16 protein-coding genes and 1 pseudogene are annotated in these 19,600 nt (G+C 73.0%); 1 reads left to right on the top strand and 16 read right to left on the bottom strand.

The annotated features are described in order from the left end of the window. Positions 1-54: 54 nt before the first annotated feature. Positions 55-924, bottom strand: coding sequence for a M23 family metallopeptidase (locus Z164_RS0103995; RefSeq protein ID WP_052338351.1), 870 nt, complete (start codon positions 922-924; stop codon positions 55-57). A 49-nt stretch (positions 925-973) separates the two neighbouring features. Between Z164_RS0103995 and Z164_RS0103990 the strand changes: the two genes are divergently transcribed. Beyond that, positions 974-1,423 (top strand): DciA family protein, encoded by a 450-nt coding sequence (locus tag Z164_RS0103990; protein WP_024889448.1) that lies wholly within the window; start codon positions 974-976, stop codon positions 1,421-1,423. A 219-nt stretch (positions 1,424-1,642) separates the two neighbouring features. Here Z164_RS0103990 and lpxC read toward each other — a convergent pair whose 3' ends face one another. The 15 genes and pseudogenes from lpxC to Z164_RS19970 form a co-directional block, all read right to left on the bottom strand. Next, positions 1,643-2,551, bottom strand: coding sequence for a UDP-3-O-acyl-N-acetylglucosamine deacetylase (gene lpxC, locus Z164_RS0103985; protein ID WP_024889447.1), 909 nt, complete (start codon positions 2,549-2,551; stop codon positions 1,643-1,645). Between the two features lie 314 nt (positions 2,552-2,865). Further along, entirely contained in the window at positions 2,866-4,110 is a 1,245-nt protein-coding gene (ftsZ, locus tag Z164_RS0103980) for a cell division protein FtsZ (RefSeq protein WP_024889446.1), read from the bottom strand. 209 nt (positions 4,111-4,319) lie between these two features. Then, on the bottom strand, positions 4,320-5,555 hold the full coding sequence (ftsA, locus tag Z164_RS0103975) for a cell division protein FtsA (RefSeq protein WP_024889445.1): 1,236 nt from the start codon (positions 5,553-5,555) through the stop codon (positions 4,320-4,322). 239 nt (positions 5,556-5,794) lie between these two features. Continuing rightward, positions 5,795-6,634 (bottom strand): annotated as a pseudogene (locus Z164_RS23215) (cell division protein FtsQ/DivIB); the annotation flags it as partial. Positions 6,635-6,806: 172 nt separating this feature from the next. Next, positions 6,807-7,766 (bottom strand): D-alanine--D-alanine ligase, encoded by a 960-nt coding sequence (locus Z164_RS0103965; RefSeq protein WP_024889443.1) that lies wholly within the window; start codon positions 7,764-7,766, stop codon positions 6,807-6,809. After that, positions 7,763-9,211: a UDP-N-acetylmuramate--L-alanine ligase gene (gene murC / locus Z164_RS0103960; RefSeq protein ID WP_024889442.1), complete on the bottom strand. Its 1,449-nt coding sequence runs from the start codon at positions 9,209-9,211 to the stop codon at positions 7,763-7,765. The genes Z164_RS0103965 and murC overlap by 4 nt, the downstream gene beginning before the upstream one ends. After that, a complete protein-coding gene (gene ftsW, locus Z164_RS0103955; RefSeq protein ID WP_024889441.1) occupies positions 9,208-10,515 on the bottom strand; it encodes a putative lipid II flippase FtsW in 1,308 nt (435 codons plus the stop codon). The genes murC and ftsW overlap by 4 nt, the downstream gene beginning before the upstream one ends. Next, positions 10,515-11,600 (bottom strand): phospho-N-acetylmuramoyl-pentapeptide-transferase, encoded by a 1,086-nt coding sequence (mraY, locus tag Z164_RS0103950; RefSeq protein WP_024889440.1) that lies wholly within the window; start codon positions 11,598-11,600, stop codon positions 10,515-10,517. Before mraY ends, ftsW begins: the two co-directional genes overlap by 1 nt. After that, positions 11,590-13,008 carry a UDP-N-acetylmuramoyl-tripeptide--D-alanyl-D-alanine ligase gene (locus Z164_RS0103945; protein ID WP_024889439.1) on the bottom strand — a complete coding sequence of 473 codons (1,419 nt, stop codon included), beginning with the start codon at positions 13,006-13,008 and terminating at the stop codon, positions 11,590-11,592. The genes mraY and Z164_RS0103945 overlap by 11 nt, the downstream gene beginning before the upstream one ends. Positions 13,009-13,010: 2 nt before the next feature. Next, positions 13,011-14,471 carry a UDP-N-acetylmuramoyl-L-alanyl-D-glutamate--2,6-diaminopimelate ligase gene (locus Z164_RS19975; protein ID WP_425477210.1) on the bottom strand — a complete coding sequence of 487 codons (1,461 nt, stop codon included), beginning with the start codon at positions 14,469-14,471 and terminating at the stop codon, positions 13,011-13,013. 5 nt (positions 14,472-14,476) lie between these two features. Next, entirely contained in the window at positions 14,477-16,297 is a 1,821-nt protein-coding gene (locus tag Z164_RS0103935) for a penicillin-binding transpeptidase domain-containing protein (protein ID WP_024889438.1), read from the bottom strand. Beyond that, positions 16,294-16,557: a cell division protein FtsL gene (gene ftsL, locus Z164_RS0103930; RefSeq protein ID WP_024889437.1), complete on the bottom strand. Its 264-nt coding sequence runs from the start codon at positions 16,555-16,557 to the stop codon at positions 16,294-16,296. The genes Z164_RS0103935 and ftsL overlap by 4 nt, the downstream gene beginning before the upstream one ends. Then, a complete protein-coding gene (gene rsmH, locus Z164_RS0103925) occupies positions 16,554-17,561 on the bottom strand; it encodes a 16S rRNA (cytosine(1402)-N(4))-methyltransferase RsmH (RefSeq protein WP_081770061.1) in 1,008 nt (335 codons plus the stop codon). The genes ftsL and rsmH overlap by 4 nt, the downstream gene beginning before the upstream one ends. 41 nt (positions 17,562-17,602) lie before the next feature. Further along, positions 17,603-18,049, bottom strand: coding sequence for a division/cell wall cluster transcriptional repressor MraZ (mraZ, locus tag Z164_RS0103920; protein WP_024889435.1), 447 nt, complete (start codon positions 18,047-18,049; stop codon positions 17,603-17,605). 427 nt (positions 18,050-18,476) lie between these two features. Beyond that, positions 18,477-19,463, bottom strand: coding sequence for an energy transducer TonB (locus Z164_RS19970; RefSeq protein ID WP_024889434.1), 987 nt, complete (start codon positions 19,461-19,463; stop codon positions 18,477-18,479). Positions 19,464-19,600 lie beyond the last annotated feature (137 nt).

Genomic DNA, 19,600 nt, shown 5'->3' with positions numbered 1-19,600 from the left:
CGCTTCGGAAGCCTCCGGAGACCGCCGCGTTTTCAAACTTCGGATGGAGCGGTCTTACTGGCGGCGTACGCCCATGTCGTCCAGGAACTCGCGCGGGTTGCGCACCCGGCCGTTCTCCCAGACCTCGAAGTGGACGTGCACGCCGGTGGAGCGGCCGGTCGAGCCGGCCTTGGCCACTTCGTGACCGGCGCGGACCAGATCGCCCACCTTGACCGTGTTGCGGGAATTGTGCGCGTAGCGGGTCACGTAGCCGTTGCCGTGGTCCACCTCGACCACGTTGCCGTAGCCGGCGCGGCGGCCGGAGAAGCTGACCACGCCGTCGGCCACGGCCATCACCGGATCGCCGCGGCGGGCGTGGAAGTCGATGCCCTTGTGGTAGGCGCGCCCGCCGCCGAAGGGATCGGCGCGATGGCCGTAGCCGGAGGTCACGTAGCTGCTGGCCACCGGCGAGCGCGAGGGCAGCGCCGCGCGGTCCATCTGCTGGCCCAGCAGCAGCGCCTCCAGGACCGAGAGCTGGGAGCCGGAGGCGCGGAACTGCGCGTCCACCTGCTCCAGGCCTTCCTGCAGGCCGCGCGCGGGCATGTCCTGCACCGGGCCCGGGCCGCCGACGCCGACGGCGGCGTTGAAGTCGAATTCGCCGTCGCCGAGCTTGCCGATCCGGGTCAGGCGTTCGCCGAGGGCGTTGAGGCGATTGGCCTGGGCCTGCAGCTCGCCCAGCCGCGCGGCGAGCGCGTTGACTTCGCGCTGCGCTTCCTGGCGGGTGGCTTCGATGAGCGCGTGCTGGCGCGCGTTCTCGGCGTGCAGGCGGGCGATCTCGGCGGCGCCGAGCCCGCCGCCGAGGACGAAGCCGCCGCAGGCGAGCACCGCCGCCGCGGCGCCGGGGCGGCGGGCGACCAGCGCGCGTCCGCCCTGCAGCCAGTGCATGATGCGCGCCTGCGCCTGCCGGGTGATGTCGTGTAAGGTCATGCGTTCGATGTCTGGTTCTCGTTCCAAGCCGCCGGGTTCCCGCCCGCGCCCCGCCCAGCCCGCGCTCGATGCGCTGCTCGACGGCGCCGCCGGGGACCCGATCCGCCGGGCGCTGTGGCTCGACGGGCTGGATCGGCAATTGCGCCCCCTGTTGCCTCCGGCGTTGGCCGCGCATGCGCGGCTGGGCAACGTCGACGGCCGCAGGCTCGTCTTGCTCGTGGAAGCTCCGGTCTGGCATGCCCGGGTCAGGCTGGCCGGGCCGGAGATCCTCGAGGCGGCCCGATCCATCGGGCTGGATGTCGCTGAACTGACGGTCAGGACCGCCACGCGGGCGGCGACGCCGCCTCCCCGCGCGACACCGGCTCCACGTCGTCTGACGCCCCGCGCCGAGCAGGCCCTGCGCGAAGCCGCCGCGCTGCTGTCGCCGGATCGGGCCGACGACGACAGCGCCCCCTGAGCTTCGGCTTCACACCGCGTCCACGCAGGGGGAGCGGGCATCCTAGCGGCACGGCCTTCGCGAGGGGTTAACGCCTCGATAAGAAATCGCTAGGCGGATGTTAGATTTTCGTTATGGCTTCACTGTGCGCTCATCCGCGAAACGCACGCGCGCGGACGGTCCGACGGACGGTCTCCGGGATCGGAAGCGCAGGAAACAGGCCGCAACCGCGGCCGGGGCTCAGGCCGCGACGGGCACGCCGTAGGCGAGCGGCGAAGGCGCGTCCACCGCGAAGGTGACCTCCTCCCACGCCGAGCGCTCGGCCAGCAGCGCACGCACCAGCTTGTTGTTGAGCGCGTGGCCGGACTTGTGGCCCTCGAAGGCGCCCAGCACCGGATGGCCGACGAGATAGAGGTCGCCGATGGCGTCGAGGATCTTGTGCCGCACGAACTCGTTGGCGTAGCGCAGGCCGTCGTCGTTGAGCACGCGGAACTCGTCGAGCACGATGGCGTTGTCCATCGAGCCGCCCAGGCCCAGGTTGCGCTCGCGCATGAACTCCAGGTCGCGCATGAAACCGAAGGTGCGGGCGCGGCTGACCTCGCGGATGTAGTTCTCGGTGGAGAACTCCACGGTGGCGCGCGATTGCTGGGTCGGGATGGCGGGGTGGTCGAACTCGATGGTGAAGTCGAGGCGGAAGCCGTCGTAGGGGCTGAAGCGGGCGAGCTTGTCGCCGTCGCGCACCTCGATCGGGCGCAGGATGCGGATGAAGCGCTTGGGCGCGTCCTGGGTCACGATGCCGGCCGACTGCAGCAGGAACACGAACGGGCCGGAGGAGCCGTCCATGATCGGCACCTCGGCGGCGGACAGCTCGACGTAGACGTTGTCCACGCCCAGGCCGGCGAGCGCCGACATCAGGTGCTCGACCGTCATCACCTTGCCCTCGCCGCGCGTGAGCCCGGTGCACAGCATGGTCTCGGTCACCAGTTCGCCCGAGGCGGGGATCTCCACCACCGGGTCCAGGTCCACGCGGCGGAACACGATGCCGGTGTCGACCGGCGCCGGGCGCAGGGTCAGGTAGACCTTCTCGCCGCTGTGCAGACCCACCCCGGTGGCGCGGATCGTGTTCTTGAGAGTGCGTTGCTTGGGCATCGGGTGGGGAATCTGGGGGACGTGAAGAACGCGCGAAGCCGACGCAGAACGGCGGAAGATTAGCACGCGGCCCGCTGAACCGGACGGAAGCGGCGGCGGCCGGCGGCCCGGGATACGGGCGAGCGTGGGGACGCGGCGACTGCGCGGCAAGCGCCGGTGCAGAACCGCTGCGTTGCGCGGAAAAACCCACCGGGCCCGGCGCGGGCCCGGTGGCAAGAGGACCGGCACCGGCGAACCGGTACCGCGAACGCGACGCACCGCTGCGCGCCAGGGCCGGATGGCCGTGGCGCAGGCGCGGATGCCGCCGGACGGACTCAGTCCGCCTGGCGGCGCAGGAACGCCGGAATGTCCAGGTAGCTGCTGTCGTTGCCGAAGTCGGCCACCGCCGGCTTGGAAGCCGCGCTGTCCTCGCCGCCGCTGCGGCCGCGCAGGGCCGAGGCGATGCTCGGCGCCTGGCCGGCGCCGCCGGAGACCACCTCGTCGATCGGCAGCCCGGTGGTGCCGTCGCGGCGCACCTGGGTGTGGATGAGCTGCACCTGCGGACGCGCGGCGCGCTCGCTGCCGTACTCGCCGCCGCGCACGCCCGGACGGGCCGCGGCGCGGTTGAGGCCGGTGGCGACCACGGTGACGCGGACCTCGTCCTGCATGTCCGGATCGAGCACGGTACCGATGACGACGGTCGCGTCCTCGCTGGAGAAGTTCTCGATCGTGCGGCCGACCTCGTCGAACTCCGCCATGGTGAAGTCGGGACCGGCGGTGATGTTGACCAGGATGCCGTTGGCGCCGGCCAGGTTGACGTCGTCGAGCAGCGGGTTCTGGATCGCGGCCTCGGCAGCGGCCTGCGCGCGGTCGTCGCCGCGGGCGTGGCCGGTGCCCATCATCGCCAGGCCCATCTCGGACATGACGGTGCGCACGTCGGCGAAGTCGACGTTGATCAGGCCCGGGCGCACGATCAGGTCGGCGATGCCCTGCACCGCCCCCAGCAGCACGTCGTTGGCGGCGCGGAAGGCCTGGATCATGGTCGCGTTGCGGCCGAGCACGGTGATCAGCTTCTCGTTGGGGATGGTGATCAGCGAGTCGCAATGCTGCGACAGGTCCTCGATGCCCTTGAGCGCCACCTGCATGCGGCGGCGGCCCTCGAACGGGAACGGCTTGGTGACCACCGCCACCGTCAGGATGCCCATCTCCTTGGCCAGCTGCGCCACCACCGGCGCCGCGCCGGTGCCGGTGCCGCCGCCCATGCCGGCGGTGATGAACACCATGTCCGCGCCCTGCAGCGCGTCCATGATGATCTCGCGGTCCTCGAGCGCGGCCTGCCGGCCGACCTCGGGGTTCGCGCCCGCGCCCAGGCCCTTGGTCACGCTGCTGCCCAGTTGCAGCTGCAGCTTGGAGCCGCAGTTCTTGATCGCCTGCGCGTCGGTGTTGGCGGTGATGAATTCCACCCCGTCCACGCTGCTGCTGACCATGTGCGAGACCGCGTTGCCGCCGCCGCCGCCCACGCCGATCACCTTGATGACGGCGTTGGGAGCCATCTTTTCCACCAGTTCGAAATGCGCCATGTCCGTGTCCTCTGTTTGGGGGCCGGGGACCGGAGGCCAGGGGCCAGGGAAAGCCCCTGGCAGGCCGTCGGTTCCACCGGCGATTTCTAGTTTTTGAAGTCGCTTGCCGCCTTGTCGCTCCGCTTGCCTGTGCCGCTCCTGTGTCCAGTCCCGTGAAGCCCGTGCCGTCCCTGATCCCTGGCCTCCGGCCCCTGATCCCGGCGAGTTCGTCAGAACTCGCCGCGATACCACTCCTTCAACTTCTTGAAGAAACTGCCCGCGCGCCCGGTCGGGATCACCGGGCGCCGGGGATGTTCGATCTGGCTGCCCATCAGCAGCAGGCCGATGCCGGTGGCGTGCACCGGGTTGCCGACCACTTCGCCCAGGCCGGTGACGTGCTGCGGGATGCCCACGCGCACCGGCATCTGCAGCATTTCCTCGGCCAGTTCGACCACGCCTTCCATCTTCGAGGCGCCGCCGGTCAGCACCATGCCGGCGCGCACGTGCTGCTCGAAGCCCGAACGGCGCAGCTCCGCCTGCACCATCTCGAAGATCTCCTCGTAGCGCGCCTGCACCGCCTGCGCCAGCGACTGCCGCGGCAACCGCCGCGGCGGGCGGTCGCCGACGCTGGGCACCTGGATCGATTCCTCGCTAGTGGCCAGCTGCGCCAGCGCGCAGGCGTAGCGCACCTTGATCTGCTCGGCCTCCGGGGTGGGCGTGCGCAGCATGTGCGCGATGTCCTCGGTGACCTTGTCGCCGGCGATCGGCAGCGAGGCGGTGTGGCAGATCGCACCCTGCACGAACACCGCGAGATCCGTGGTGCCGGCGCCGATGTCCACCAGCACCACGCCCAGCTCGCGCTCGTCGGCGGTCAGCACCGCGGTGCTGGAGGCCAGCGAGGACAGCACCAGATCGTCGATCGAGAGACCGCAGCGCTGCACGCACTTGCTGATGTTGGCCGCGGCCGACTGCGCGCACACCACCAGGTGCGCGTGCACCTCCAGGCGCACGCCGGTCATGCCGACCGGATTGCGGATGCCTTCCTGCGAATCGTCGAGCACGTACTCGCGCGGGATCGCGTGCAGGATCTTCTGGTCGGCCGGGATCGCCACCGCCTTGGCCGCGTCGAGCACGCGGTCCAGGTCGGCCCAGGTCACCTCGCCGTCGCGGATCGGCACGATGCCGGGCGAGTTCTTGCACTGCACGTGGTTGCCGGAGATGGACGCGTAGACCGAGCGGATCTCGCAGCCGGCCATCAGCTCGGCTTCCTCGATCGCGCGCTGGATCGACTGCACCGTGGACTCGATGTCCACCACCACGCCGCGCTTGAGCCCGCGCGATTCGTGGCTGCCGATGCCGATCACCTCGATCGGGTTGCCGGGGGAATACTCGCCGACCAGCGCCACCACCTTGGAGGTGCCGATGTCGAGGCCGACGATGAGGGCCTTGTCGCCTTTTCGGTTCATGTGCGTAGGAGTTCCAGGGGCCAGGGGCCGGGGGCCAGGGGCCAGGGAGAAGCGGGACGCTGCGACGCGAGGGCGGCGGCGGGGAAAGGTCGATGCGTCGCCACGCTGCTCGCGGGTTCCAGGGGCCGGAGGCCGGGGGCCAGGGGCCAGGGAGAAGCGGGACGCTGCGACGCGAGGGCGGCGGCAGGGAAAGGTCGATACGTCGCCACGCTGCTCGCGGGTTCCAGGAGCCGGAGACCGGGGGCCGGGGGCCAGGGAGAAGCGGGACGCTGCGACGCGAGGGCGGCGGCGGAGACGGACCGGGGCGCGGCGGCGCTGCGCGGCGCCGGGGACGTGGCGGGTTCGCTCCCTGGCCCCTGGCCCCCGGCCCCTGGCCCCTGCTCTTCTTCCCAGGTCAGCGCGAACCCGTTGGTGTAGCGCAGGTCCGCGCGCGCCAGCCGCTGCCCGGCGCGCTCGTGCACCAGCCGCGGCAGCAGGCGGGCGAAGCGCTCCAGCCGCGGGCGCGCCTGCTGGCTGCCGACGATGACCTCGGTGCCGTTGGACAGCGTCATCGTCCAGCTGCCGCGGGTGTCGATCGCCAGACGTCCGACGTCGTGTCCGGTCGGCCCGAACAGCGCGCGCGACTCGTTGTAGAGCGCGACGACGTCGGCGATGCGCGCCTCGGGACCGTCGAAGCGCGGCAGCTGCGGCTGCGGCCCGACGCCGGCGGCCGGGAACAGGCGCCCCCGGTCGGACAGCAGCCGGTCCTCGCCCCAGCGCGCGAACGGCCGGTGCTCGCTGATGCGCACCTCCAGCACGTCCGGCCAGCGCTTGCGCACCTCGGCGCGCTCGACCCAGGCCAGCCGCGAAACGGCGTCCTGCGCGCCGGCCAGATCGACCGCGAAGAAGCCTTGCCGCGCGTAGGGCAGCACCGCCGCGCGCAGCGCGTCGTCGCTCACCCGCTCCAGCGCGCCGGTCACCCGCAGGGTGCGCAGCGGCCAGCGCTCGGCGCCGATCCAGCCCTGCACCACGGCGACCACCGGCAGCGCCACCAGCGCCACCGCGATCGACCAGGCCAGGATGCGCAGCAGCGCGTTCATGGACGCGCTCCTGTGGAGCGGGGGCCGGGGGCCAGGGGCCAGAGGCCAGAGAAAGAGCGGGAGACGCGGCATGGCCACGAAGGGCGCACGCCCGGCCCAACGGCGCACGCTGCCCCGCTGTTCCAAGGCCCCTGGCCCCTGGCCCCCGGCCCCTGCTGTCCCATTGCCCGCCTCACAGCGTGCCCTCCAGGATGCGCCAGCACAGCGCCTCGAAGTCCATGCCGGCCACGCCCGCGGCCTTGGGCACCAGCGAATGGCTGGTCATGCCGGGCGCGGTGTTGACCTCGAGCAGCTGGAACGCGCCGCTGGCGCGCTCGCGCATCACGTCCACCCGGCCCCAGCCGCGGCAGCCGGCGGCGACGAACGCGCGCAGCGCCAGTTCGCCGAGCAGGCGCTCGTCCTCGCCCTCCAGGCCCGGGCACAGGTACTGGGTCTCGTCGGAGACGTACTTGGCCTCGTAGTCGTACCAGGCGCCCTTGGGCACGATGCGGATCGACGGCAGCGCGCGCGGGCCGTCGCCGGCGTCGAGGATGCCGACGGTCAGCTCGTCGCCGACCACCATCCGCTCGACCAGCAGCTCGCCGGGGTAGCGCGCGGCCAGGCGCACCGCCTCGTCGAGCCCCGCCTCGTCGAACACGCGGCTGACGCCGACGCTGGAACCTTCCTGCGACGGCTTCACGATCACCGGCAGTCCCAGCGCGCGCGCCGCGGCATGCACGTCCTCGCCCGGCGCCAGCCGCGCGTAGGCCGGCGTCGGCAGGCCCAGGCTCGCCCACACCTGCTTGGTGCGGATCTTGTCCAGGGTCAGCGCCGAGCCCAGCACGCCGGAGCCGGTGTACGGCACCCGCAGCGCCTCCAGCAGGCCCTGCAGCACGCCGTTCTCGCCGTCGCCGCCATGCAGGATGTTGAACACGCGATCGAAGCGCCCCGCGGCCAGCCCGTCCAGCAGCGCGGGGATGCCGTCCACCGGATGCGCATCGACGCCGCCGGCGCGCAGCGCGGCGAGCACGTTGCGGCCGGAATCCAGCGACACCGTACGCTCGGAGCCGTTGCCGCCCATCAGCACCGCCACCCGGCCGAACCCGGCGGGATCGCGCAGCCGCGGCGGCGGGAAGGTCGCGACCGCGCTCATCGCACCGCCTCCGCGAAGCCTTCCTGCGCCAGCCGCTGGGCGGCCTGGCCGATGTCGCCGGCGCCCATGACCAGCAGCAGGTCGCCGTCCTCCAGCACGTCGGGCAGCACCGCGCGCAGTTCGTCCACGTCGGCCACCACCACCGGGTCCAGGCGGCCGCGCGCGCGGATCGCGCGCGCCAGCGCCTTGGCGTCGGCGTTGGCGATCGGCGCCTCGCCGGCGGCGTAGACCTCGGTCAGCACCAGCACGTCCACCTCCGACAGCACGCCGGCGAAGTCGTCCAGCAGGTCGCGGGTGCGGCTGTAGCGATGCGGCTGGAACGCCACCGCCAGCCGGCGGTCGGGCCAGCCGCCGCGCGCCGCCTCGAACACCGCCTTCAGCTCCTTCGGGTGGTGGCCGTAGTCGTCCACCAGCTGCACCCGCGCGCCCTGCGGCGTGGTCAGCTCGGCCAGCAGGTTGAAGCGGCGGCCGATGCCCTGGAACTTGTCCAGCGCGGCTGCGATCTGCTGCGGCGATACGCCGAGCTGCCAGCCGATCGAGGCCGCGGCCAGCGCGTTCTGCACGTTGTGCCGGCCGGGCAGCGCCAGCGACACCGGCGTGCGGCTGCCGTCGGGCAGGCACAGCACGAAGCGCATGCGCGCACCGTCCTGGCCGACGTCCTCGGCGCGCACGTCGGCCCCGGCGGCGAAGCCGTAGGTGGTGACGTGGCGCGGGGTGTCGGCGGCCAGCCGCGCGACCTCGGGATCGTCGATGCACAGCACCGCCAGCCCGTAGAACGGCAGCCGGTGCAGGAACTCCGAGAACGCCGCCTGCACGCGGGCGAAGTCGCCGCCGTAGTTCTCCAGGTGGTCGGCGTCGATGTTGGTCACCACCGCCATCAGCGGGTTCAGGCGCAGGAAGCTGCCGTCGCTCTCGTCGGCCTCGGCCACCAGCCAGTCGCTGCCGCCCAGGCGCGCATTGGCACCGGCGGCGAGCAGCTGGCCGCCGATCACGAAGGTGGGGTCCAGGTCGCCTTCGGCCAGCACGCTGGCGGTGAGCGAGGTGGTGGTGGTCTTGCCGTGGGTGCCGGCCACCGCGATGCCGCGACGGAAGCGCATCAGCTCGGCCAGCATCTCCGCGCGCGGCACCACCGGGATGCGCTGCGCGCGCGCCTCCATCAGTTCCGGGTTGTCGGCGCGGATCGCGCTCGACACCACCACGCAGTCGGCGCCGAGCACGTTGGCCGCGGCATGGCCGCGCTGCACGCGGATGCCCAGCGCCTGCAGGCGTCGGGTGACGGCGTTGTCGGCGAGATCGGAGCCCGAGACGCGGTAGCCGAGCGTGTTGAGCACCTCGGCGATGCCGCTCATGCCGGCGCCGCCGACGCCGACGAAGTGCACGCGGTCGAAGGCCCGCGCGAGGTCGGCGCCGGACAGTGCATGAGCGTCGAGCAGGCGGCGGATCATGCGGTTCTCCCGAAGGTCGGATCGACGCGCTGGCGCAGGCGGCCGGTCCCGCGCGCCGCGGCCGCCGGCGCCGCGGGCGCGGCGGTGGACGTCGCCGCAGGCGCCGCCGCGGCCGCAGCCGGGCCCTCGCCGCGCAGGCGCGCGACCTGGCGCTGCGCGCGGTCGAGTTCGTAGGACACGCGCAGCAGCAGGCCCACCGCCACGCAGGTCATCAGCACGCTGGAGCCGCCGGAGGACACCAGCGGCAGGGTCAGGCCCTTGGTCGGCAGCAGGCCCAGATTGACGCCGATCGAGACCAGGCTCTGCAGGCCGATCGACAGCGCCACGCCGAACGCGCAGTAGCCGGCGAAGTGGCGGCGCATCTCCACGCACTTCAGGCCGATCCACAGCGCGCGCCCGACCAGCAGCGCGTACAGCCCGACCACCAGGCACACGCCCAGGAAGCCGAGTTCCTCGGCGATCACCGCGAGGATGAAGTCGGTATGCGCCTCGGGCAGGTAGTTGAGCTTCTGGATCGAGGCGCCCAGACCCACCCCGGCGAATTCGCCGCGCCCGACCGCCATCAGCGCGTTGGCCAGCTGGTAGCCGCTGTTGAAGGGATCCGCGAACGGGTCCATGAACGAGGTCAGCCGGCGCATGCGGTAGGGTTCGGCGATCGCCACGACCGCCAGCACCGGCAGGCCGACGATCACCGGCGCGGCCATGCGCGGCAGGTGCACGCCGCCCAGCACCAGCATGCCGGCGGTGATCGCCAGGATCAGCGCCAGGGAACCGAAGTCCGGCTGCAGCACCAGCAGCCCCATCAGCCCCACCGCCACGCCGATCGGCTTGAGCATCGCGCCCCAGGTCGCGTTGACCTCGTCGCGGAAGCGGACCAGGTAGCTCGCCAGCCAGACGATGTACATCAGCTTCACCGCCTCGACGACCTGGAAGTTGGAGACCCCGAGGTTGATCCAGCGCCGCGCGCCGTTGACGCTGTAGCCCAGCCCCGGCACGAACACCAGCAGCAGCGCCACGAAGCAGCCCAGCAGCAGCAGGCGGTCGTACTTCTCGATGCTGCGCAGCTCGGTGCGCGCCACCACCATGCACAGCACCGCGCCGAGCCCGAGGAACATCAGGTGCCGGGTCAGGAAGTAGAACGGCCCGACGTGCAGCTCCTCGCCGATGGCGATCGAGCTGGAGGCGACCATCACCACGCCCAGCACCGCCAGCGCGATCGCCGCGCCGACCAGCCACGGGTCGAAGCGCCCCTGGATCGCATCCAGCGGCGTGGCCTGTCTGGCGGGGTCGAAGTGCGGGTTCATCAGCGCACCTTCAACGTCGCCAGGCCGACCAGGACCAGGATCACCGAGATGATCCAGAAGCGCACGATCACCCGCGGCTCCGGCCAGCCCTTCAGCTCGAAGTGGTGGTGGATCGGCGCCATCCGGAACACGCGCTTGCCGGTCAGCTTGAACGAGGCCACCTGGATCATCACCGAGAGCGTCTCGATGACGAAGATGCCGCCCATGATCACCAGCACCAGCTCCTGGCGCACGATGACCGCGATCGTGCCCAGCACCGCCCCCAGCGCCAGCGCGCCGATGTCGCCCATGAACACCATCGCCGGGTAGGTGTTGAACCACAGGAAGCCGAGGCCGGCGCCGGCGATCGCCGCGCAGATGATGATCAGCTCGCCCGCGCCCGGGATCTGCGGGATCTGCAGGTAGTTGGAGAACACCGCGTTGCCCGAGGCGTAGGCGAACACGCCCAGCGCGCAGGCCACCAGCACGGTGGGCATGATCGCCAGGCCGTCGAGGCCGTCGGTGAGGTTGACCGCGTTGGAGAAGCCGACGATCCAGAAGTAGGCGATGGCCACGAAGGTCACCGACACCAGCGGCAGCGCCACCGCCTTGAACAGCGGGATGTAGAACGTGGTCGCGGCCGGCACGTCGGCGGTGTGGAACAGGTACAGGCCCACGATCAGCCCGAACACCGACTGCAGCAGGTACTTCCAGCGCGACTTCAGGCCGTTGGGATCGCGCCTGACGATCTTGATCCAGTCGTCGTACCAGCCGATCGCGCCGAAGGCGATCATCACCGCCAGCACCACCCACACGTACTTGTTGCGCAGGTCGCCCCACAGCAGCACCGAGGCGAGCACGGTGAACAGGATCAGCGCGCCGCCCATGGTCGGCGTGCCGGCCTTGGAGAAGTGCGTCTGCGGGCCGTCCTGGCGGATCGGCTGGCCGCCCTTGTACTGCGCCAGCTTGCGGATCAGCGCAGGCCCCCACCACAGCGACAGGAACAGCGCCGTCAGCGCGGCCAGGATGCCGCGGAAGGTGAGGTAGTTGAACAGTCCGAAGAAATCCTCCAGACCCTGCAGCCAGCGGGCCAGCTCAAGCAGCATCGGCCGCGTCTCCCATCGATTCGAGCAATGCGGACGCCACCCGCTCCATCGCGCTGCTGCGCGACCCCTTGATCAGCACGCGCAGCCGCGCGCCCTCCCCGGCCGCCGTCACGGCGGCCGCCTCGGCGGCGAGCGCTTCGGTCAGCGCCGCGTGGTTCGCGTAATGGGCGGCGCCGGCGCCGAAGGCGTCCGCCGCCGCCGCGCTCAACCGGCCCAGCGCGAACAGGCGCTCGACGCCGGCCTGGCGGGCGCGGCGGCCGATCTCGGCGTGCAGCGCCTGCGCGTCCGCGCCCAGCTCGCCCATGTCGCCCAGCACCAGCCAGCGCCGGCCCGGCGCGACCGCCAGGGTGTCGATCGCCGCGGCCATCGAGCCCGGGTTGGCGTTGTAGGTGTCGTCGATCAGCAGCCCGCCGCCGCGCAGGCGATGGCGGGCCAGGCGGCCGGCCACCGGCTGCGCCGATGCCAGTGCCGCGGCGATGGCGTCGGCGCTGGCGCCGAGCGCCCAGCCGATCGCCGCCGCGGCCAGTGCGTTGCGCACGCTGTGGCGGCCCGGCAGCGGCAGTTCCACCGCGACCTCGGCATCGGGCAGCGCCAGCACGAAGGTGGAACCGGCATCGCTGCCGCGGATGGCATGCGCGGCGACGTCGGCGCTGGCCTCGATGCCGAAGCGCAGCAGGCGGCGCCCGTGGGCGCGCTCGGCGAAGTACGGCGCGAAGGCGTCGTCGGCGTTGATCACCGCGGTGCCGTCGGCCGGCAGCGCGTCGTAGATCGCGCCCTTGGTCTCGGCCACGCCGTACAGGCTGCCCATGCGCTCCAGGTGCGCCGGGGCGACGTTGTTGACCAGCGCCACCTGCGGGCGCGCCACGGCCGTCAGCCAGGCGATGTCGCCGGGCTTGCCGGCCCCCATCTCGTACACCGCGAAGCGCGCGTCGGCCGGCGCCGACAGCACCGACAGCGGCAGGCCGATCTCGTTGTTGCGGTTGCCCGGGTTGGCATAGGCGCTGCCCACGCGCGACAGCACCGCCAGCGCCATCGACTTGACGCTGGTCTTGCCGTTGCTGCCGGTGATGCCCACCACCGTGGCCGGGCGCGCGCGCTGCACGGCGCCGGCCCAGCGCGCCAGCGCGGCCTGGGTGTCGTCGACCACGATCTGGGCGATCTCCGCCTCGACCGGGCGCGCCACCAGCGCCGCGCGCGCGCCCTGCGCCGCGGCGGCGGCGACGTGGTCGTGGCCGTCGAATCGCGGCCCGCGCAGGGCGACGAACAAGGCCGCGGCGCCCGGCTGGCCGCCGAGCGTGCGGGTATCGGTCTCCACCGCGTCGATGCGCGGGTCCTGGCCGCCGGCGCGCTCCAGCCGGCCCTGCGCCAGGCGGGCGATCTCCGACAAGGCCACCGGGGCGATGGGCAGGCTCATGCGCGCGCCTCCAGGGCGCGGCTGGCCGCCTCGCCGTCGTCGAAGGGATGGCGCACGCCGGCGATCTCCTGGTAGGGCTCGTGGCCCTTGCCGGCGATCAGCACGATGTCGCCCGGACCGGCCTCGCCCACCGCGAGCGCGATCGCGCGGCCGCGGTCGCGCTCGACCCGCACCCGCGCGGGCTCCGCGAAGCCGGCCACGATCTCGGCCACGATCGCGTCGCCGTCCTCGCCGCGGGGGTTGTCGTCGGTGACGATCACCCGCTCGGCGTTGGCCTCGGCGATCGCCGCCATCTGCGGACGCTTGCCGCGGTCGCGCTCGCCGCCGCAGCCGAACACGCAGGTCAGCTCGCCGCGCAAGTGGCCGCGCAGCGATTGCAGCGCCTGCCGCAGCGCATCGGGCTTGTGCGAGTAGTCCACCACCACCAGCGGCAGCGCGTCGCCGCCGCCGTAGCGGTTCATCCGCCCCGGGATCGGCTGCAGCGCGCCCAGCACCGGCGCGATCTCCGCCGGCGCGCGGCCCAGCGCCAGCAGCACCCCGGCCACGGCCAGCAGGTTGTCCACGTTGAAGCGGCCCAGCAGCGGCGAGCGCACCCGGGCCTCGAAGCCGCCAGCGCGCAGGACGAACGCGAGGCCGCGATCGTCCAGCACGACGTCGTGCGCGGACAGGTCGGCGCCGTCGCGGCCCTGCGCGCTGAACGCGATCGCGCGCACGCCGCGGTGCAGCCGCCCCGGCAGGGCGGCACCGAAGGCGTCGTCCACGTTCAGCACCGCCGCGCGCAGGCCCTCGCGCGCGAACAGCCGCGCCTTGGCCTCGCCGTAGGCGGCCATGTCGCCGTGGTAGTCGAGATGGTCGCGGCTGAGGTTGGTGAACACGGCCACGTCGTAATGCACCGCGTCCACCCGTCCCTGGTCGAGCGCGTGCGAGCTGACTTCCATCGCCACCGCCCGGGCGCCGTCGTCGCGCAGCCGCGCCAGCAGCGCATGCACCTGCGCGACCTGCGGGGTGGTGAAGCCGGTCGGCGCCACCGCGCCGAGCAGGCCGGCACCGAGGGTGCCGATGGTGCCCGCGCGCGTGCCCAGCGCCTCCAGCGCCTGCGCGATGAGCTGCACGCAGGAGGTCTTGCCGCTGGTGCCGGTCACCCCGACCATCGTCATCGCCCGCGAGGGCGCGCCGTACAGGCGGTCGGCCATCGCACCGATGCGCGCGCGCAGGCCGGGGACCGCGATCGCGCCCTCGGGCGGCGCGGCGTCGGCCGGCGCCGGCGGCTCGTACAGCACCGCCGCCGCGCCGGCGTCCAGGGCGCGCGCGGCGAAGCGCAGGCCGTGGGTGCCGAAGCCCGGGATGGCCAGGAAGGCGTCGCCCGGCCCGGCCTCGCGGCTGTCCTGGGCCAGCCCGGACACGATCAGGCCGGCGGGGATGCCGGGGACGTCGGGCAGCAGTTCGGCCAGCGCCATGCGGGTCATCGCGGCGCTCCCGGGGCGTTCGCCGCCACCGTGGCGGCCGGGCGCGGCGCCGCGGCGCGGCGCTTGCGCTCGGCCTCTGCCTGCGCCGCCAGCCAGGTCTCGATGTCGTCCGGCGGCACGTCCATCAGCCGCAGCGCACCTTCCATGGTGGCGCGGAACACCGGCGCCGAGATGTAGCCCCCGCCGTAGGTGGAGCCGCCGCGCGAGGTGTCCGGATCGTCGATCACGATCACCATCGAGAAGCGCGGGTTCTCCACCGGCACCAGGCCGGCGAAGAAGGCCACGTAGCGGCGCGCGTAGCCGCCGGCGCTGGCCTTGCGCGCGGTGCCGGTCTTGCCGGCGACGTGGTAGCCCAGGATCGCGGCGCGGGTGGCGGTGCCGCCCGGTTCGGTCACCGTCTGCATCATCCGCACGATCTCGCGCGCGATGTCGGGGTCCAGCACCTGCCGCGGCTCGTTGTGCTGGCCCTTGATGAAGGTCGGCGCGATCAGCCGGCCGCCGTTGCCGAGCGCAGCGTAGGCGGTGGCGATCTGCAGCGGCGTGACCGACAGGCCGTAGCCGTAGGACATGGTCTGCTTGGTGGTGCCGCTCCAGCGCGCCGGCTCCGGGAACAGGCCGGCGGCCTCGCCCGGGAAGCCGCTGCCGGTGCTCTGCCCGTAGCCGAAGCGGCGCAGGAACTGGTAGAAGCGCTCGTCCGGCAGCCCCTGGACGATCTTCGACACGCCCACGTTGGAGCTCTTGGTGATGACGCCGGTGACGTCGAGCACACCGTAGTTGCGGAAATCGGTGGTGCGGTAGCGGCCGTTGGGGATCCAGCCCGGATTGGTGTCGATGCGGGTGTCCGGGCGGATGGTGCCGGCCTCGAGCGCGGCGGCGACCGTCAGCGGCTTGATCGTCGAACCCGGCTCGATCAGGTCGGTCACCGCGCGGTTGCGGCGCGCCTCGCGGTCGGCGCTGCCGAGCACGTGCGGGTTGTAGGCCGGTAGGTTGGCCATCGCCAGCACCTCGCCGGTGGCCACGTCCAGGATCACCGACGACCCCGCGCTGGCGCCGGAGGCGACGATGGCGTTGCGCAGCTCGCGGTGCGCCAGGTACTGGATCCGGCGGTCGATCGACAGCGTCAGGTCCTTGCCGGGCTGCGCCGGCCGCACCAGGTCCACGTTCTCGACGATGCGGCCGCGGCGGTCGCGGATCACCCGCTGCGCGCCGGGCTGGCCGCGCAGCCAGTCGTCGAACGCCAGCTCGATGCCCTCCTGGCCGCGGTCGTCGATGTTGGTGAAGCCCAGCACGTGCGCCAGCGCCTCGCCCTGGGGGTAGAAGCGTCGGTACTCGCGCTGGCTGAAGACGCCGGGCACGTTGAGCGCCAGCACCTTCTGCGCGTTGGCCGGGTGGATGCGCCGCTGCCCCGGCAGGTACATGAATTCCTTGTCCGCGCGCTGGGCGACCGCGCGCGCGAGCTGGTCCGGATCCTGGCCGATGGCCTCGGCCAGCTCGGCGATGCGGTCCGGGTGCTTGGACAATTCCTGCGGATTGGCCCACAGCGAGGCCACTGGCGTCGAGATCGCCAGCGGCTCGCCGTTGCGGTCGGTGATCATGCCGCGCGAGGTGGCGATCGGCAGCTCGCGCAGGAAGCGCGAATCCGCCTTCTGCTGGTAGTAGGCGTTGTCGATCAGCTGCAGGTCGACCGCGCGCCCGACCAGGGTCAGCGCGCACAGCCCGAGCGCGCCACCGACCAGCGCCAGGCGGCCGCGCAGGTTGAACTGCGCGCGCGTGCGCGGGCGCTTGGCGTGCCCACCGGGGATGCGCCCGAACCTCATGGCCGGATCACCACGATGTCGGCGGTCTCGGGGAACTGCATCCCCAGCCGCTCGCGCGCGACCTGGTCGATGCGGTTGCTCTCCGCCCAGGTCGCCTGCTCCAGCTGCAGCCGGCCGAACTCGATGTTGAGTTCGTCGCGCGCGTTCTCCAGCCGGGTCAGCTCGACGAACAGCAACCGGTGCTGGTGGCGCGCATGCACCACCCCGATCGCGGTGACCACGCAGGCCAGGATCACCACGGCGAGCAGGAAGCGGGTCATGGCGTGGGGCTCCTGCGGAGCCCGGAGGCCGGGGACCAGGGGCCAGGGGTCGGGGAAACGCGGTCGCCTCGTTGGCTCGTCGTGTTTTCCGGCCCCTGGCCTCCGGCCCCTGGCCCCAGTTTCTCGGCCACCCGCAGCACCGCGCTGCGGGCGCGCGGGTTGGCGGCGGTCTCGTCGGCCTCGGCCTTGCGGGCGTCGCCGATCGCGCGCAGGCGCGGCACGAACGGGGCCGCCTCGGGCAGGCGGCGGTTGGCCGGGGGGGCCTTGGCGTGGCGGGCGACGAAGCGCTTGACGATCCGGTCCTCGAGCGAGTGGAAGCTGATCACCGCCAGCCGCCCGCCGGGCCGCAGGGCCTCCAGCGCCGCGTCGAGCCCGGCCTCGAGATCGGCCAGCTCGCGGTTGACGTGGATGCGGATGGCCTGGAAGGTCCGGGTGGCCGGGTGGATGCGGTCGCTGCCGCGCGGCGTCGCCGAGGCGACCAGCTCCGCCAGCTGCGCGGTGCGCACGATCGGCGCGAGCGCGCGCTGCGCCACGATCGCGCGGGCGATGCGGCGGCTGTGGCGCTCTTCGCCGTAGGTCCACAGCACGTCGGCGATCTCGCGCTCCTCGGCGGTGGCCAGCCAGTCGGCGGCGCTGCGGCCGGCCTCCGGGTCCATGCGCATGTCGAGCGGACCGTCCTTGCCGAAGGAGAAGCCGCGTTCGGCCACGTCGAGCTGCGGCGACGACACGCCCAGGTCCAGCAGCACCCCGTCCAGCCCGCCGGCCGCGGCCGGCCAGTCGCCGAGCCCGGCGAAGCTGCCGCGACGGATGGCCACGCGCGGGTCCGCGCCGAACTCGCGTTCGGCCGCGGCGATCGCTTCGGGGTCCTTGTCCATCAGCAGCAGCCGGCCTCTCTCGCCCAAGCGTTCCAGCACGCGCCGCGCATGCCCGCCGCGCCCGAACGTGCCGTCCAGATACGTTCCGTCCTCCACCACCCGCAGCCCCTCCATGACCTGCGCGACCATGACCGGGAGGTGGCCGGACCGGGCGTCCGCGCCACCCGCGCTCACAGCTTCAATTCGAGCATTTGCTCGCTCAGATCCTCGTCGGTGATCACCTGACGGATCTGCGCGTGATGCGCCTGCTCGCTCCAGAGTTCGAACTTGTCGCCCATGCCGAGCAGCACCGCCTTGCGCTCGATGCCGACCGCCGCGCGGTGGCTGGCCGGCACGCCGATGCGGCCGCTGCCGTCCATCTCCACGTGCGCCGCGGAGCCGACCAGGTTGCGCTGCATGCGGCGGTGCGCGGACAACGAGCCGGGCAGCTTGTTGACCGCATCGCGCACGCGCTCCCACTCGGCCTGGGGGTAGATGAACAGGCAGCCGGCCTCGAAGGGGTTGTAGGTGATGACCAGGCGACCGCCGCACGCCTTGCCGACGAGCTCGCGGAACGCGGTCGGGATCGCCAACCGGCCCTTGTCGTCGATGGTGATGGCGGTCTCGCCCTGGAACACTGCTGTCTGCCCGGTATGCCCGTCTGCGGCGGGCTTCGATGCCGCGGAAAACCACAAATTTCCCGGTTATTCCACGCAACGCCACCTTATGACCCACCCCAGGGGTTGTCAACAACTCCTGCGACAAATTTTCACTAGGCGGGTCAATGACTTGCGGAGAAGTTCACAGACTTGTTCAAGCTTTATCCACAAGCGACTGTTTCGTCTCAAATTTTGAGATTCGAGACGCAGTTCAGGGTCTTGCAGGGCATGTGAAGGCGCGCGCCGGCCCGCGAGGCTTGGCTTGCAGGCGGCCGCTGGATGCGCAGGACGCGACGTCCCACGGCGCTCGAAGGCCCGGTTTCCGGAAGGTGGACGTGGCCTGGCGGGGCCCGCGCACGCCGTGGCGCCTCTCGGGGCGCGGGCGCTGCGGCGCGCGAGCGGCGGCTCAGCCGCCGGCGGCGGACGCGCCGGCCTCGTCGAGCGAGAAGCGCAGCGTGCGCGTGGTGGCGTGGATGCGCCCGGTGGCCTCGAAGCGCCACTGCGCCGCCGCGGCCAGCGCGGCGCGGTCGAACACCCCGGCCGGCTCGGCGGAGACGACGCGCGCCTGGGCGACCCGGCCGTCGGGGCCGATCGAGAACGCCAGCACCACCTGCCCCTCCAGCCGCCGGTTGAGCGCGACGGTCGGGTAGCGCGGCGCGGCGTCCTGGACCAGGGCCGGCGGCCGGGCGGACGCCGGCGGGGCCGACGCGGCCCGCGCATCCGCACGGGGGGCGGGCGCCTCGGGCGCCGCCACGACCGGCCCCGGGCCCGGTTCGGGAACCGGGGCCGCGGGGGACGGCAGCGCCGGCACGCTCGCCGCCACGTCCCGCGCGGGCATCGCGGCCGACGACCGGTCCGGCGCGGGCACGGCGGGTGCGTCCGCCGCGCCGGCCGGAGACAGCGCGACGTCGCGGCCGGGATCGGCGGGCGCGGCGGGCGCCGCGTCGAGCGCGGCCAGCGCTCCGCGCAGGCGCGGCAACGCGGGCGCGGCCGGATCGATGCGCGCCAGCAGGGCCGCCAGCCGCGCCGCCTCGTCCGCATCGGCACGGGCCAGCGCCTGCTCGGCCGCGATCAGGACGTAGGGCTGCAGCCCCAGCAGCGCCTCGCGCGCCGCCGCGTCGGCCGGCGCCCGGGCCCGCAGGGCGAGGAAATGCTCGGCGGCGTTGTCGCCGGCCGGCGCATGCAACCTCCGCGCCTGCAGCGCGGCCTGCGCGCGACGCCGCAGCGCCTCGACCTCCGCCGCCGGCCCGATCGCGCCGGCACGGCCGGCCGCATCTGCCGCGCCGCTCCCTTCCGGCAACGCCGGCGCCGGCGGATCGGCGCGGTCGCATCCCCCGAGCCCGACGATGGTCCCCAACAGGGCGGCGCCCGCGCGCCGCCGCCACATGCTCATGCGCACCCCCTGTCGTGCGAGGCGCGATTCTCGGCAGCGCAGATGACATGAACGGGTCAGCGGGACGGCGCCTGGATGGGCTGCCTCGCGCCAACGCTTCTTCCGTACGTGCGAGAGGGGCGATGGGGCCGTGCGGG

The sequence above is a fragment of the Luteimonas huabeiensis HB2 genome (genome assembly GCF_000559025.1).
In the GTDB taxonomy this organism is placed as follows: Bacteria; Pseudomonadota; Gammaproteobacteria; order Xanthomonadales; family Xanthomonadaceae; genus Luteimonas; species Luteimonas huabeiensis.
Note: the sequence above shows the minus strand (reverse complement) of the source record. Positions and strands in the feature narration are given on the sequence as shown.

What these genes read in the sequence shown, in the direction of transcription:
- Z164_RS0103995 (WP_052338351.1), bottom strand. Translation starts at nt 924, where the DNA reads ATGCACTGGCTGCAGGGCGGACGCGCGCTGGTCGCCCGCCGCCCCGGC.
- Z164_RS0103990 (WP_024889448.1), top strand. Translation starts at nt 974, where the DNA reads ATGTCTGGTTCTCGTTCCAAGCCGCCGGGTTCCCGCCCGCGCCCCGCC.
- lpxC (WP_024889447.1), bottom strand. Translation starts at nt 2,551, where the DNA reads ATGCCCAAGCAACGCACTCTCAAGAACACGATCCGCGCCACCGGGGTG.
- ftsZ (WP_024889446.1), bottom strand. Translation starts at nt 4,110, where the DNA reads ATGGCGCATTTCGAACTGGTGGAAAAGATGGCTCCCAACGCCGTCATC.
- ftsA (WP_024889445.1), bottom strand. Translation starts at nt 5,555, where the DNA reads ATGAACCGAAAAGGCGACAAGGCCCTCATCGTCGGCCTCGACATCGGC.
- Z164_RS0103965 (WP_024889443.1), bottom strand. Translation starts at nt 7,766, where the DNA reads ATGAGCGCGGTCGCGACCTTCCCGCCGCCGCGGCTGCGCGATCCCGCC.
- murC (WP_024889442.1), bottom strand. Translation starts at nt 9,211, where the DNA reads ATGATCCGCCGCCTGCTCGACGCTCATGCACTGTCCGGCGCCGACCTC.
- ftsW (WP_024889441.1), bottom strand. Translation starts at nt 10,515, where the DNA reads ATGAACCCGCACTTCGACCCCGCCAGACAGGCCACGCCGCTGGATGCG.
- mraY (WP_024889440.1), bottom strand. Translation starts at nt 11,600, where the DNA reads ATGCTGCTTGAGCTGGCCCGCTGGCTGCAGGGTCTGGAGGATTTCTTC.
- Z164_RS19975 (WP_425477210.1), bottom strand. Translation starts at nt 14,471, where the DNA reads ATGGCGCTGGCCGAACTGCTGCCCGACGTCCCCGGCATCCCCGCCGGC.
- Z164_RS0103935 (WP_024889438.1), bottom strand. Translation starts at nt 16,297, where the DNA reads ATGAGGTTCGGGCGCATCCCCGGTGGGCACGCCAAGCGCCCGCGCACG.
- ftsL (WP_024889437.1), bottom strand. Translation starts at nt 16,557, where the DNA reads ATGACCCGCTTCCTGCTCGCCGTGGTGATCCTGGCCTGCGTGGTCACC.
- rsmH (WP_081770061.1), bottom strand. Translation starts at nt 17,561, where the DNA reads ATGGTCGCGCAGGTCATGGAGGGGCTGCGGGTGGTGGAGGACGGAACG.
- Z164_RS19970 (WP_024889434.1), bottom strand. Translation starts at nt 19,463, where the DNA reads ATGAGCATGTGGCGGCGGCGCGCGGGCGCCGCCCTGTTGGGGACCATC.